The organism is Sporichthyaceae bacterium (assembly GCA_036493475.1).
In the GTDB taxonomy this organism is placed as follows: Bacteria; Actinomycetota; Actinomycetes; order Sporichthyales; family Sporichthyaceae; genus DASQPJ01.
This window is the reverse complement of the sequence record DASXPS010000102.1, coordinates 1-12,767: the sequence shown is the minus strand read 5'-3', so window position 1 is coordinate 12,767 and position 12,767 is coordinate 1. Positions and strand designations below refer to the sequence as shown.

Here is a 12,767-nt window from a genome sequence, read left to right as displayed (position 1 = left end):
CCCCCCCCCCCGGCGGGTGGTGGACGGTGAGCGGGGTGCGCGAGGACGTCGTCAACGCGCGGCGAGTGGTGGTCAAGGTGGGATCGTCCTCGCTGACCACCGCGGCCGGCGGCATCGACGGGCAGCGGGTGGATGCGCTGGTCGACACGTTGGCCAAAGCTCGCGCGGACGGCCGGGAGATTGTGTTGGTGTCCTCCGGCGCGATCGCTGCGGGGCTCGCCCCGCTGGGTTTGGGACGCCGCCCGCGAGACCTGGCCACCCAGCAGGCCGCGGCCAGCGTCGGGCAGGGTCTGCTCATCGCCCGGTACGGAAATGCCTTTGCCCGCCACGGTGTGACGGTCGGTCAGGTATTGTTGACGCTGGACGACGTGATCCGCCGGGCGCATTACCGCAACGCGCAGCGAACGCTGTACCGATTGTTGGAGATGGGCACGCTGCCTGTGGTCAACGAGAACGACACGGTGGCCACCGACGAGATCCGCTTCGGCGACAACGACCGCCTGGCCGCCCTGGTGGCGCATCTGGTGCACGCCGATCTGCTGTTGCTGCTCTCCGACGTGGACGGCCTCTACGACGGTGACCCGTCGGCGGGCACGGCCCGGCCCATCGCCGAGGTGAACGGCCCCGACGACCTGCTCGGGGTGCGGTTGGGCCGCACCGGCCGGGCCGGGGTCGGCACCGGGGGTATGGGCACCAAGGTGGAGGCCGCCGCCATCGCCACCACCGCCGGAGTGCCGGTAGTGCTCGCCGCGGCCCCGCAGGCCGCCGCCGCGCTGGCCGGGGAGCCGATCGGCACGCATTTCCGGCCCACCGGGCATCGGGTACCCACCCGGCTGCTCTGGCTGGCGCACGCGGCCACTCCGCGCGGCGCGTTGTGCCTGGATGCCGGGGCGGTGCGGGCGGTGGTGCGCGGCCGCAAATCGCTGTTGCCCGCCGGGGTGACCGCTGTGAGCGGTTCCTTCGTTGCGGGTGATCCCGTGGATTTGTTGGACGAAAGCGGTCACGCGGTGGCCCGTGGCCTGGTCAACTTTGACGCAACGGAACTCCCGGATCTGCTCGGCCGCTCCACCCGGGAACTCGCCGCCGAGTTGGGCCCCGCTTACGAGCGGGAAATCGTGCACCGCGACGATCTTGTTCTGTTGGGATAGAAGGGCAGGTGGTCAAAGGTGGACTCGCCGGACGACGGCCGCCTCTGGCACGTCACGGTTACCGTGGCGGGTACCCCGACCGAACTGTCCGCGGTGCGCGAAGGGTTGGAACGGCTGTCCCTGGATCACCCCTTCCTGATGTCCGGCCGGTACGCCGCCGACCACGCCGAGGTGCGGTACTGGGAAGAGGCCGACGACGTGCACGACGCGCTGGCCATGGCGCTGCGGCTGTGGGGGGAGCACCGGCGTACCGCGGGGCTGCCCACCTGGAACGTTGTTGGCCTGGAGGTCGTCGACCGGGCGACGCACCGCCGCCGCGGCGGCACCGGGGCCCTGCTCTCACCCGGCGTCCGCCCGTTCTGAAACGGGCCCACCGCGCGGCGGCGGGCTAGTCTGACCCCGCGATGACCTATCTCGACCATGCGGCGACCACGCCGATGTTGCCCGAGGCGCTGGCCGCGATGACGGCCGAGCTCGGGCGGGTGGGCAATCCGTCGTCGCTGCACGGTTCCGGGCGCGCCGCCCGTCGGGCGGTCGAGGAGTCCCGGGAGAGCATCGCCGCCGCCCTGGGCTGCCGACCCGGCGACGTGGTGTTCGCCTCCGGCGGAACCGAGGCCGACAACCTGGCCGTCAAGGGCCTGTACTGGGCCCGGCACGGCGCGGACCCGCGGCGCCGGCGGGTCCTGATCAGTGCGGTGGAGCACCACGCGGTGCTCGACCCGGCGCAGTGGCTGGCCGACACCCAGGGTGCGCAATTGGAGGTGCTGCCTGTCGATTCCCTCGGCCGGCTCGCCCCGGAGACCCTGGCCGCCGCGATCGAGCGGGACCCGGCCTCGGTGGCCCTGGTCTCGGTGATGTGGGCGAACAACGAGGTGGGCACCGTGCAGCCGGTGGCCGAACTCGCCGCGGTGGCGCACGCGCATGACGTGCCGTTCCACTCCGACGCCGTCCAGGCCATCGGCGGCGTGCCGGTGGACTTCGCCGCGACCGGCGTAGATGCACTGACCGTGACCGGGCACAAGATCGGTGGCCCGCTCGGCGTGGGTGCGCTGGTGCTGGCCCGCGGCACCCTGCCGGTACCGCTGCTGCACGGCGGCGGGCAGGAGCGCGACATCCACTCCGGAACCCTGGACACCCCGGCAATCGTCGGGTTCGCCGCCGCGGTCAGCAACGTCGTGCGGGATCTCGATACGCACGCCGCGCATGTCTCCGGATTGCGGGACGCGTTGCTGGCGGGCGTACAGCGAGTGGTGCCCGACGCGGTGGCCAATGGCGACCCGGTGCATCGGCTGCCCGGCAACGCGCACTTCTCCTTCCCCGGCTGCGAGGGCGACTCGCTGTTGATGCTGCTCGATGCTCGCGGCATCGAGTGCTCCACCGGCTCGGCCTGCTCGGCCGGGGTGGCCCGGCCCAGCCACGTACTGCTGGCCATGGGCGCCGATGAGGACACCGCACGCTCCTCACTGCGCTTCTCGCTGGGCCACACCTCCATCGAAGCCGACGTCGAGGCGTTGCTGGAGGCACTGCCGCCGGTGGTGGAACGCGCCCGGCGGGCCGGCGCCCTCGGTCGGCGGTAGCCGTGCGGGTGCTCGCCGCGATGTCCGGCGGTGTGGATTCGGCCGTGGCCGCGGCCCGCGCGGTGGCCGCCGGGCATGACGTCACCGGGGTGCATCTGGCGCTGAGTCAGAATCCGGCGTCGTACCGCTCCGGGGCGCGGGGTTGTTGCACGCTGGAGGATGCGCGCGATGCCCGACGGGCCGCCGATGTGCTGGGAATGCCCTTCTACGTCTGGGATCTGGCCGAGCAGTTCCGGGCCGCCGTGGTGGACGACTTCGTCGCGGAGTACGCCGCGGGGCGCACCCCGAACCCGTGCCTGCGCTGCAACGAGAGCATCAAGTTCGCCGCGGTGCTGGATCGAGCGCTGGCGCTGGGCTGGGATGCGGTGTGCACCGGGCACTACGCGCGGCTGGTCGATGGTCCCGCCGGCCGGGAGCTGCACCGGGCGGTGGACCCGGACAAGGACCAGTCCTATGTGCTCGGCGTGCTGGAGCCCGAGCAGTTGGCGCATGCGCTGTTCCCCCTGGGCGACTCCACCAAGACGGCGGTCCGCTCGGAGGCATCCGAGCGTGAGCTGGCGGTGGCGGCCAAGCCGGACAGCCACGACATCTGTTTCATCGCCGACGGGGACACCGCCGGGTTCCTGCGGCAGCGGCTGGGGGAGCGCCCCGGCGAGATCGTGGATGTCGCCGGCACCGTGCTCGGCACGCACACCGGCACGTACGGGTTCACCGTCGGGCAGCGCAAAGGCCTGCGCATCGGCACGCCCGCCGCCGACGGCCGCGCGCGCTACGTGCTGGACATCAGCCCGGTGTCCGGCACTGTGTTGGTCGGCCCGGCCGAGCGCCTGGAGGTCGACGCGCTGACCGCCGACCGTCCCCGCTGGTGCGGCCCCGCCCCCGCCGCCGCCACCTTCGACTGCGCCGTGCAGATCCGTGCCCACGGCGAGACCACCCCGGCGACCGTCGCCGTCCACCCCAATGGCGTCGAAGTGGCCTTCACTGAGCCCGTCCGCGGCGTTGCCCCCGGCCAGGCCGCTGTCTTCTATGCCGACACCCGCGTCCTCGGCTCCGCCACCATCACCGCGACCGCCTGACCACCTCCGCAACGTCCGACGAATCGTGGCCTCTAGCGCTCGCTTCGTCGGACGTCAGGTGGTGGTTGGTGGGCGGCGACAGGACCTCCGCGGCGAGCAACGGCGCGACGGGCAGATTCGGCTCGGTGAGGTCGTCGTATCGAGGCTGCGTTGCCGCACCGACAGTTTCCGGGGCGAGACCTGTCAGCGGCCCCGACTAACCTTCACCGCATGCCGCCCGCCGTGCGTTTGACGCTGCCCCCGGCCTCCGCGTCCGGGGTCGGATCGTTGCCCGACATCGCGGCGCTGGAGGCGGCGGCGCTGACCCTGCAGACGCTGCCCGGCCTGCCGTACCTGCCCGAGCTGCCCGCTCGCGGGCCGGGCGCGGACATGATCGGCCGGGCGTTCGCGGTGCTGGTGGAGCTGTACGGGACGCTCGCGCCCAGCGGATGGCGGTTCGCCGAACACCCCGGCAAGGACACCCGGCGCGCCATCGGCTATCTCAACGAGGACCTCGACGCCTTCGAGGAACGCGGCCAGGGGTTGGCGGGTGCCGTCAAGGTCCAGGTGGCCGGGCCGTGGACGCTGGCCGGCACGGTCGAGCTGCGGTACGGCGACAAGGCGCTGGCCGACCCCGGCGCCTGCCGGGACATCGCCGCCTCGCTGGCCGACGGGCTGCGCGGGCACGTCGCGGACGTGCGCAAGCGGCTGCCCGGCGTCGACATCGTGGTCCAGCTCGACGAGCCATTGCTGCTCGCCGTGCTGCGCGGCGGGGTGCCGACGGCCAGCGGGTTCGGCAACCTCGCCGCGGTGGAGCCGGTCGTCGTCGAGCAGGCGCTGAAGTCGGTGGTCGACACGCTGGCCGGCGACGGCGTCCCGGTGGTCGCGCACTGCTGCGCGGCCGACGTGCCGATCGGGCTGCTGCATCGCGCCGGCTTCGCGGGCATCGGGCTGGACCTCACCTACCCGCCCGCCGACGAGCCGATGGGGGAGTACCTGGAGGACGACGGGGTGCTGCTCGCCGGGATCGTCCCATCGCGGGACGCCGCACTGCCGCCGGTCTCGGTCGGCCTGGAACCGGTGCGCCGCATCTGGGATCGTCTCGGCCTGCCTGCCGCCGGCCTGGCCCGGGTGCTGCCGGTGACCACCTGCGGCCTGGCCGGCGCCTCTCCGCCGTACGCCCGGGCCGCGTCCAAGCGCTGCGCCGAGTCCGCCGACCTGCTCGCCGAGTGGGCGGAGGCGTAGATGGCTGGGAACCAGGTCGCCGGGGCGCTCCGGGTCGATGCCGGGCTCGAGCGCTCGCATCGAGGTTCCCATGAGGCAGAGATTGAACGACGCGAGCGATGCCAAGGTTGGTTGCAGCCGATCAGCGAGGCTCGGCGTCGGTTCGTCGAGACCCGGCGGACCTGAGTGATGGCAGCCGACGAACTGCCTGCCGAGGCGCGGGCGCGGCACGCCGATCTGTCTGAGCAGATCAACGACGCGGCGTACCGGTATTACGTGCTCGATCACCCCACGCTCGCCGACGCCGACTACGACGCGCTGATGCGCGAACTGATGGCGCTGGAGGAGGAATTCCCGGCGCTGCGCACACCTGACTCACCGTCACAAAAGGTGGCGGGCGCGATCAGCACCGACTTCGCCGCCGTTGAGCACCTCGAGCGGATGATGAGTTTGGACAACGCCTTCTCGACCGAGGAACTGGCCGCCTGGGCCGCTCGGTTGGAGCGTGAGGGTGGGGCCGGCGCGGAGTTCCTCTGCGAACTCAAGGTGGACGGGCTGGCCGTCGACCTGGTCTACCAGAAGGGCCGGCTGGTGCGCGCGGCCACCCGCGGTGATGGCCGCACCGGCGAGGACGTGACCCCCAACGTGCGCTCCCTGAAGAACGTGCCGGACCGACTGTCCGCCGACGGTGCCCCGATCCCCGACCTGCTCGAGGTGCGCGGCGAGGTCTACTTCCCCGTCGCGCGATTCACCGAACTCAACGCCTCCTTGGTGGAGGCGGGCAAGGCACCGTTCGCCAACCCGCGTAACGCGGCGGCCGGATCGCTGCGGCAGAAGGACCCGCGGGTCACCGCGTCCCGCCCGCTGCGCCTGGTGCTGCACGGCATCGGCGCCACCACCGGGGTCACCGCCACCCGCCAATCGGAGATCTACGACCTGCTGGCCGGCTGGGGGCTGCCGACCGCCTCCACCGTCAGGGTCGTCAAGGATCTGACGGAGGTTCAGTCCTATATCGACTATTACGGCGAACACCGGCACGGCGTCGAGCACGAGATCGACGGCGTGGTGGTCAAGGTCGACCAGCGCGACCTGCAGCGGCGACTGGGTTCCACCTCTCGCGCCCCGCGCTGGGCGATTGCGTTCAAGTACCCGCCGGAGGAGGTCAACACCAAGCTGCTGGACATCATGGTTAACGTCGGGCGCACCGGCCGGGTCACGCCGTACGGCGTGATGACCCCGGTGAAGGTCTCCGGGTCCACCGTGGAGATGGCCACGCTGCACAACGCCTCGGAGGTCAAGCGCAAGGGCGTGTTGATCGGCGACACCGTGGTGCTGCGCAAGGCCGGGGACGTGATCCCGGAGATCGTCGGCCCCGTCGTGGAACTACGCGACGGCTCCGAGCGCGAATTCGTGATGCCCACGCACTGCCCGTCCTGCGGCACCGAACTGCGTCCGGAGAAGGAAGCCGACGTCGACCTGCGCTGTCCGAACACCCGATCCTGTCCGTCCCAGCTGCGGGAGCGGATCTTCCACGTGGCCGGCCGCGGCGCGTTGGACATCGAGGTGCTCGGCTGGAAGGCGGGCACGGCGCTGCTGGAGTCCGGGCTGATCACCGACGAGGGCGACATCTTCGGCCTGGACGCGGACAGCCTGATCACGGTGCCGTTCTTCACCAAGAAGGACGGTGGTCTATCCGCCAATGGCGCCAAGTTGCTCACCAAGTTGGACGAGGCGAAGAGCCGGCCGCTGTGGCGGGTGCTGGTCGCGCTGTCCATCCGACACGTTGGTCCCACCGCCGCTCAGGCGTTGGCTCGTCAGTTCCGCTCGGTGCAGGCGATCGCCGCTGCGAGCGAGGAGGAACTCGCCGCCGCGGACGACGTCGGCCCGACCATCGCGGAGACCATTCGGGCCTGGTTTGCCGAGGACTGGCACCGTGACGTGGTCGCCAAGTGGACCGCAGCCGGGGTGCGGATGGCCGACGAGGCAGCCGCCGGTGGGCCGCGCCCACTGGAGGGCGTCACCGTGGTGGTGACCGGCTCGCTGGTCGACTACTCCCGCGACCAGGCGACCGAGGCGGTGCAGAACCTCGGCGGCAAGGTCAGCGGGTCGGTGTCGAAGAAGACCGGCTTCGTAGTGGTCGGGGACTCACCCGGCTCCAAGTACGACAAGGCCGTGCAGCTCAAGGTGCCGGTGCTCGACGAGGCGGCGTTCACGGTGCTGCTCACCGAGGGCCCGGACGCGGCCCGCGCGGTGGCGCAGGTTCCCGCCGGCTAAGGGACGTAGTCGCGACCCGAACTGATGGCCCGGGACAGGTTCACCAGGTGCCCCAACCGGACCAGCTCGGAGTCCAGGAAGTCCGGGCCGCCGCGCCGGCCCACCACCAACACGCAGTTGGGCCCGCCGATGGTGACTGCCGCGGTCGCGGTCTGGATCCACGGCGGCGCCCATGCCTCGGGGTCGGGCAGCCGCCGGGCCCGGACGATCGGCATCCACGGGGCGCTGATGTCGTCGAGGTCCTCGGGGGCGGCGGTGCTGCGGTGCAGCAATCGCAACGTCCCGCTCTCCTCGGCCTCCATGACCAGCGCCCAGTCCGCGCGGAACACGTCGGGTGCGATCGAGACCAGCACAGCGTCGGCCCTGGTCGGGTCCTCGGTCATCGCCTCCACGGCTTGCAGGTCACGCTGTATGCCACCGTGGTGCGGGAAATAGCGCAGAAACACGACCTGCGCGCCCTCCAGCGAATGGCAGGCGCTGACCAAGCCGTCCGGCAGCCGGCCGTGCGGCAGGTCAACCAGAATGTCGTCGACCACGGTCCCGTCGCCGCGATGCTCGACGACGTCCAGGCCGACGATGTCCGCCTGAGCGGCACCGAGTGCGGTGGCCAATGCGCCCAGCGAGCCGGGCCGGTCCGGGATCACCACCCGCAGCAGGTGCACGCGCCCATCATGCTCTCTCATCCGGCGCGCAGCGAGGCCGAACAGGCGCGAACACTACGATGGCGCGGGTCCGCCACCGCACGAGGAGACCCATGCCCATCACCCGCGACGAGGTGTCCCACCTCGCGCGCCTGGCCCGCCTGGACCTGACCGACGAGGAGCTGGACCGGCTGCCCGGCCAGCTCGACGACATCCTTGCCGCAGTGGCGCAGGTGGCCAGGGTGGCGGGCGACGACGTCCCGCCCACCTCGCACGCGATCGCGATGACCAACGTGTTCCGGGACGACGATCTGACGCCCTGTCTTACTCCGGCCGAGGCGTTGTCCGGTGCACCGGCGGCCGAGGACGACCGCTTCCGGGTGCCGCGGATCCTGGGCGAGGCGCCGTGAATGGCAATCTGGTCACGTTGGACGCGGTAACCATCGCGGCCGCGATTGCCACCGGCAAGGCCAGCGCCGTCGAGGTGACCCGGGCTCACCTGGACCGCATCGCCAAGATCGACGAGCGGGTACACGCGTTCCTGCACGTGGACACCGAGGGGGCGCTGGCGGCCGCCGCGGCGGTGGACGCCAAGCGCAGCGCGGGGGAGAAGCTCGGCCCGCTGGCCGGCGTGCCGCTGGCACTGAAGGACGTGCTCACCCAGACCGGCATTCCCACCACCTGCGGGTCGAAGATCCTCGAGGGTTGGCGCCCGCCGTACGACTCGACGGTGGTGCGCCGGCTGCGCGCGGCCGACGTGGTGATTCTCGGCAAGACCAACATGGACGAGTTCGCGATGGGCTCCTCCACCGAGAACTCCGCCTACGGGCCCACCCGCAACCCCTGGGACCTCGACCGCATTCCCGGCGGATCCTCCGGCGGTTCGGCGGCCGCGGTGGCCGCCTACCAGGCCCCGCTGTCCATCGGCACCGACACCGGTGGCTCCATCCGGCAACCCGCGGCGGTCACCGGCATCGTCGGGGTCAAACCGACCTACGGCGGGGTCAGTCGGTACGGGCTGGTGGCGTTCTCCTCCAGCCTGGACCAGGCCGGGCCGTTCGCCCGCACCGTGCTGGACGCCGCGCTGCTGCACGAGGCCATCGCCGGGCACGACCCGATGGACTCCACCTCGATCAACGCGCCGGTCCCGGCCGTGGTCGAGGCGGCCCGGCAGGCAGATGTGGCGGGCCTGCGGATCGGCGTGGTGCGCGAGCTCGGCGGTGACGGTTACCAAGCGGGCGTGCAGCAACGGTTCGGCGACGCCGTCGCGCTGCTCACCGAGTTGGGCGCCGAGGTGGTCGAGGTTTCCTGCCCGAACTTCTCCTACGCGCTGCCCGCGTACTACCTGATCGCGCCCAGCGAGTGTTCCTCGAACCTGGCCCGGTTCGACGCCATGCGCTACGGGCTGCGGGTGGGTGACGACGGAGTGGCGGGCGTCGAGGAGGTCATGTCCCGCACCCGCGCCGCCGGCTTCGGCCCCGAGGTGAAACGACGCATCATCCTCGGCACCTACGCGTTGTCCGCCGGGTATTACAACGCCTACTACGGCAGCGCGCAGAAGATCCGCACACTGATCATCCGCGACTTCGCCGCCGCCTTTTCCACCGTCGACGTGCTGGTCTCGCCCACCGCGCCGACCACGGCCTGGCGAATCGGGGAGAAGGTCGACGACCCGTTGGCGATGTACCGCGGGGACCTGTGCACGATCCCGTCCAGCCTGGCGGGCAACGCCGCGATGTCGGTGCCGATCGGACTGGCGCCCGAGGACGGCCTGCCGGTGGGCCTGCAGATCATGGCGCCCGCCCTGGCCGACGACCGGTGCTACCGGGTGGGGGCGGCCGTCGAAGCGGCGCTGGCCGGACACCCGTTGAGCGAGGAGATGCCAGAGCTATGACGGTGACGTACGACGACGCGATCGCCGCCTACTCCCCGGTGATCGGCCTGGAGGTGCATGTCGAACTGGGCACCGCCTCGAAGATGTTCTGCGGCTGCCCGACCGCGTTCGGCGCGCCGCCCAACACCCAGGTGTGTCCGACCTGCCTGGGCCTGCCCGGCTCACTGCCGGTGGCCAACCGCAAGGCCATCGAGTCGATCATCCGGCTGGGCCTGGCGTTGAACTGCTCGATCGCGTCCTGGTGCCGGTTCGCGCGGAAGAACTACTTCTACCCGGACATGCCCAAGGACTTTCAGATCTCCCAGTACGACGAGCCGATCTGCATCGACGGCTACCTCGACGTGGAGGTCGAGGGACGCAACTACCGCATCGGCATCGAGCGGGTGCATCTGGAGGAGGACACCGGTAAGTCGGTGCACGTGGGTGGCGCCACCGGCCGTATTCACGGGGCGTCACATTCCCTGGTGGACTACAACCGCGCGGGCATCCCGCTGGTCGAGGTGGTCACCAAGCCGGTGCCCGGCACCGGCGCGATGGCCCCCGTCGTGGCCAAGGCTTACGTCACCGAACTGCGCGACATCTGCCGCACGCTGGGTATCTCCGACGTGCGCATGGAGGAGGGGTCGCTGCGCTGCGACGCCAACGTCTCCATCGCCCCGGCCGGTGCACCGTGGGGGACCCGCTCGGAGACCAAAAACGTGAACTCGCTGCGTTCGGTGGAACGCGCGGTGCGCCACGAGATCTCGCGCCAGGCCGGGGTGCTGAACGCCGGCGGCCGGGTGGTGCAGGAGACCAGGCACTTTCAGGAGGACTCCGGCACCACGATTTCCGGGCGCAGCAAGGAAACCGCCGAGGACTATCGGTACTTCCCGGAGCCCGACCTGGTCCCCGTGGCGCCGCCCGCGGACTGGGTGGAAGAGCTGCGCGCCGGGCTGCCCGAGCTGCCCGCCGCCCGCCGGCGTCGGCTGCAGAACGAGTGGAACCTGTCCGACCTGGACCTGCAGTCGCTGCTCAACGCCGGCGCGGTGGAGCCGGTGGAGGCCACCGTGGCGTTGGGCGCCTCGCCCGATGCTGCCCGCAAGTGGTGGCTCGGTGAGGTCGCCCGCGCCGCCAACGCCGCGGGCGTCGAGGTCACCGAACTGCCCATCACCCCGGCCGACGTGCACGCGGTGATCAAGCTGGTCGACGCCGGCTCGCTGAACGACAAGCTGGCCCGTCAGGTGATCGAGGGCGTGCTGGCCGGTGAGGGCACCCCCGAGGAGGTCGTCGCCGCCCGCGGTCTCGCCGTGGTGTCCGACACCGGCGCCCTGGCCGCCGCCGTGGACGAGGCCATCGCGGCCAACGCGGACGTGGCGGAAAAGATCCGCGGCGGCAAGGTCGCCGCGGTCGGTGCGTTGGTCGGTGCGGTCATGAAAACCACCCGCGGCCAGGCCGACGCCGCCACCGTGAAGTCGCTCATCCTCGACCGCCTCGGCGTTTCGGAGGGCTGACGCCCGTATCCGCATCTTCGGGCCGTGTTGCAACGTATCGAGACGCGTTGATACGTGCCTACACGACCCGAAGATGGGTGTGTCTGGTCGGCCCGACGTGGTCGCAGGGTGGTGGGCATGAGCGTCCGACCGACCGCACCAAGGTGGGTCAGAAGCGCGTGTAGCCGTTCTCGATCAGCGTGTCCTGGTTGAGGATCGAGACGCCGCGACCGTCGATGACCACCAGTCGCCCGCCGGGCAGCGGCATCACCTTGAGCGCCTCGATGTTGCCGGAGCGATGCGAGTCCCAGGCCGCGATCTCGCGAATCGTGCCGTCCTTGGCCACGTGCAGCGAGACCAGGCCGGGGCCGTAGGGCAGCTTGCCCTGCACGCCCTGGCCGGCGCAGGAGCCGTCCTGCTTGCAGTAGCCGATCGGGGTCTGCACCGGCATCACGGCCAGCCCTGCGTCCGGCAGATACACAAAGCCACGGGCGTCGTTCTCCACCGGCGAGGTGGCGAACTTGCCGAGGTCAAGGGTGTCGGTGCGCCGCGGGTCGGCCACGTCGAGGATGTCGAACGTGGACACCTGCAGACCCTCGGCCCGGCCCAGGCGGTCCGCGTTCTGCCCGATGCCGAGCAGGCGCCGGTCACCGATGGGGTGCAGGTAGGACGAGTAGCCGGGCACGGTCAGCTTGCCGCGCACCTGTGGCTGCGTCGGCTTGGACAGGTCCACCAGGAACAGCGGATCGGCCTGACGGAACGTCACAATCGCGGCGAGGTCGTCGAACCACCGCACCGCTTTCACCTGTTCGTTGCTGCCGATGCCCTCGGTGCGGCCCAACTCGTCCAGCCGACGACCGCTGGTGTCCAGCACGATCACGCCGGTTTGCGCGCCGCTGCCCTCCCACGACCACGGCGGCGAGGTGGTGTAGACCACCCGCAGCAGTCCGTCGCGCTCCGAGAGCGACCAGCGGTCCTTTACGTAGCCCGGCACGGTGCCGCTGGCCAGATAGCGCGCCGTTCCGCCGGAAATGTCGAAGGCGTGGATGTCGGTGACCCCGGTCCGCGGCGCCGGCGCGAACCCCGGACCGGCCCGCTCGACGTCCCCGGCCGGTGCCACCCACTCGTCGCCCCAGCCGCCCCGGGTGGTGGCGACGAACAGCTTGTCCGCCGACTCGTAGACCAGATCCCCGGCCGCGACCACCGCGGTGCTCACCGCGTCCACCAACCCGCTCGCCGAGCGTGCGTCGATGCTCTGCACGGTGATGAGGTCCATGCCGGAGTCCTCGACCGGGTGCCGAATCGCCGAACAGTCCACCAACGGTGACTCCTTGACCACCCGCGCGTCCCGGTCGATCAGCCGCTTGGTCGGGATCCAGTCCTCGGCCGTGGAACGGTTCACGATGTCCCGGTTGGCCTGCGTCGCCTCCTCGGCACCCATCCGGTCCCCGTCCCGCCACTGGCCGGGTGAGGCGAAGGACAGCT

The 12,767-nt window shown here is 71.2% G+C and carries 11 protein-coding genes; 9 read left to right on the top strand and 2 right to left on the bottom strand.

The window, feature by feature from the left end:
- The 6 genes from proB to ligA all read left to right on the top strand — a co-directional run.
- Nucleotides 1-1,148 (top strand): glutamate 5-kinase (gene proB / locus VGJ14_10945; GenBank protein ID HEY2832930.1); only part of this gene is annotated, 1,148 nt, incomplete at its 5' end.
- A gap of 18 nt (nucleotides 1,149-1,166) precedes the next feature.
- A complete protein-coding gene (locus tag VGJ14_10940; GenBank protein ID HEY2832929.1) occupies nucleotides 1,167-1,511 on the top strand; it encodes a hypothetical protein in 345 nt (114 codons plus the stop codon).
- Between the two features lie 41 nt (nucleotides 1,512-1,552).
- Nucleotides 1,553-2,725 carry a cysteine desulfurase family protein gene (locus tag VGJ14_10935; protein ID HEY2832928.1) on the top strand — a complete coding sequence of 391 codons (1,173 nt, stop codon included), beginning with the start codon at nucleotides 1,553-1,555 and terminating at the stop codon, nucleotides 2,723-2,725.
- A 2-nt stretch (nucleotides 2,726-2,727) separates the two neighbouring features.
- A complete protein-coding gene (mnmA, locus tag VGJ14_10930) occupies nucleotides 2,728-3,801 on the top strand; it encodes a tRNA 2-thiouridine(34) synthase MnmA (protein HEY2832927.1) in 1,074 nt (357 codons plus the stop codon).
- 210 nt (nucleotides 3,802-4,011) lie between these two features.
- Complete coding sequence (locus tag VGJ14_10925) at nucleotides 4,012-5,025, top strand: methionine synthase (protein HEY2832926.1); 1,014 nt, start codon at nucleotides 4,012-4,014, stop codon at nucleotides 5,023-5,025.
- Nucleotides 5,026-5,193: 168 nt separating this feature from the next.
- Nucleotides 5,194-7,278, top strand: a complete 2,085-nt coding sequence (gene ligA, locus VGJ14_10920) for an NAD-dependent DNA ligase LigA (protein HEY2832925.1) — start codon at nucleotides 5,194-5,196, stop codon at nucleotides 7,276-7,278.
- On the opposite strand, the gene VGJ14_10915 is transcribed toward ligA, so the two are convergent.
- Nucleotides 7,275-7,940, bottom strand: a complete 666-nt coding sequence (locus tag VGJ14_10915) for a hypothetical protein (GenBank protein ID HEY2832924.1) — start codon at nucleotides 7,938-7,940, stop codon at nucleotides 7,275-7,277. The two genes, ligA and VGJ14_10915, sit on opposite strands and share 4 nt — an antisense overlap.
- A gap of 92 nt (nucleotides 7,941-8,032) precedes the next feature.
- Here VGJ14_10915 and gatC point away from each other — a divergent pair, with 92 nt between their 5' ends.
- The 3 genes from gatC to gatB are packed head-to-tail and all read left to right on the top strand — an operon-like array spanning nucleotide 8,033 to nucleotide 11,303.
- Nucleotides 8,033-8,329, top strand: a complete 297-nt coding sequence (gatC, locus tag VGJ14_10910; GenBank protein HEY2832923.1) for an Asp-tRNA(Asn)/Glu-tRNA(Gln) amidotransferase subunit GatC — start codon at nucleotides 8,033-8,035, stop codon at nucleotides 8,327-8,329.
- Nucleotides 8,326-9,813 (top strand): Asp-tRNA(Asn)/Glu-tRNA(Gln) amidotransferase subunit GatA, encoded by a 1,488-nt coding sequence (gatA, locus tag VGJ14_10905; GenBank protein HEY2832922.1) that lies wholly within the window; start codon nucleotides 8,326-8,328, stop codon nucleotides 9,811-9,813. The genes gatC and gatA overlap by 4 nt, the downstream gene beginning before the upstream one ends.
- Nucleotides 9,810-11,303: an Asp-tRNA(Asn)/Glu-tRNA(Gln) amidotransferase subunit GatB gene (gatB, locus tag VGJ14_10900; protein HEY2832921.1), complete on the top strand. Its 1,494-nt coding sequence runs from the start codon at nucleotides 9,810-9,812 to the stop codon at nucleotides 11,301-11,303. Before gatA ends, gatB begins: the two co-directional genes overlap by 4 nt.
- A gap of 148 nt (nucleotides 11,304-11,451) precedes the next feature.
- Here the strand turns inward: gatB and VGJ14_10895 are convergent.
- Nucleotides 11,452-12,767 (bottom strand): beta-propeller domain-containing protein (locus VGJ14_10895; protein HEY2832920.1); only part of this gene is annotated, 1,316 nt, incomplete at its 5' end.

Bases quoted from the DNA above. Each gene is read 5' to 3' on its own strand.
- VGJ14_10935 (HEY2832928.1), top strand. From the start codon at position 1,553: ATGACCTATCTCGACCATGCGGCGACCACGCCGATGTTGCCCGAGGCG.
- VGJ14_10925 (HEY2832926.1), top strand. From the start codon at position 4,012: ATGCCGCCCGCCGTGCGTTTGACGCTGCCCCCGGCCTCCGCGTCCGGG.
- ligA (HEY2832925.1), top strand. From the start codon at position 5,194: ATGGCAGCCGACGAACTGCCTGCCGAGGCGCGGGCGCGGCACGCCGAT.
- gatC (HEY2832923.1), top strand. From the start codon at position 8,033: ATGCCCATCACCCGCGACGAGGTGTCCCACCTCGCGCGCCTGGCCCGC.
- gatB (HEY2832921.1), top strand. From the start codon at position 9,810: ATGACGGTGACGTACGACGACGCGATCGCCGCCTACTCCCCGGTGATC.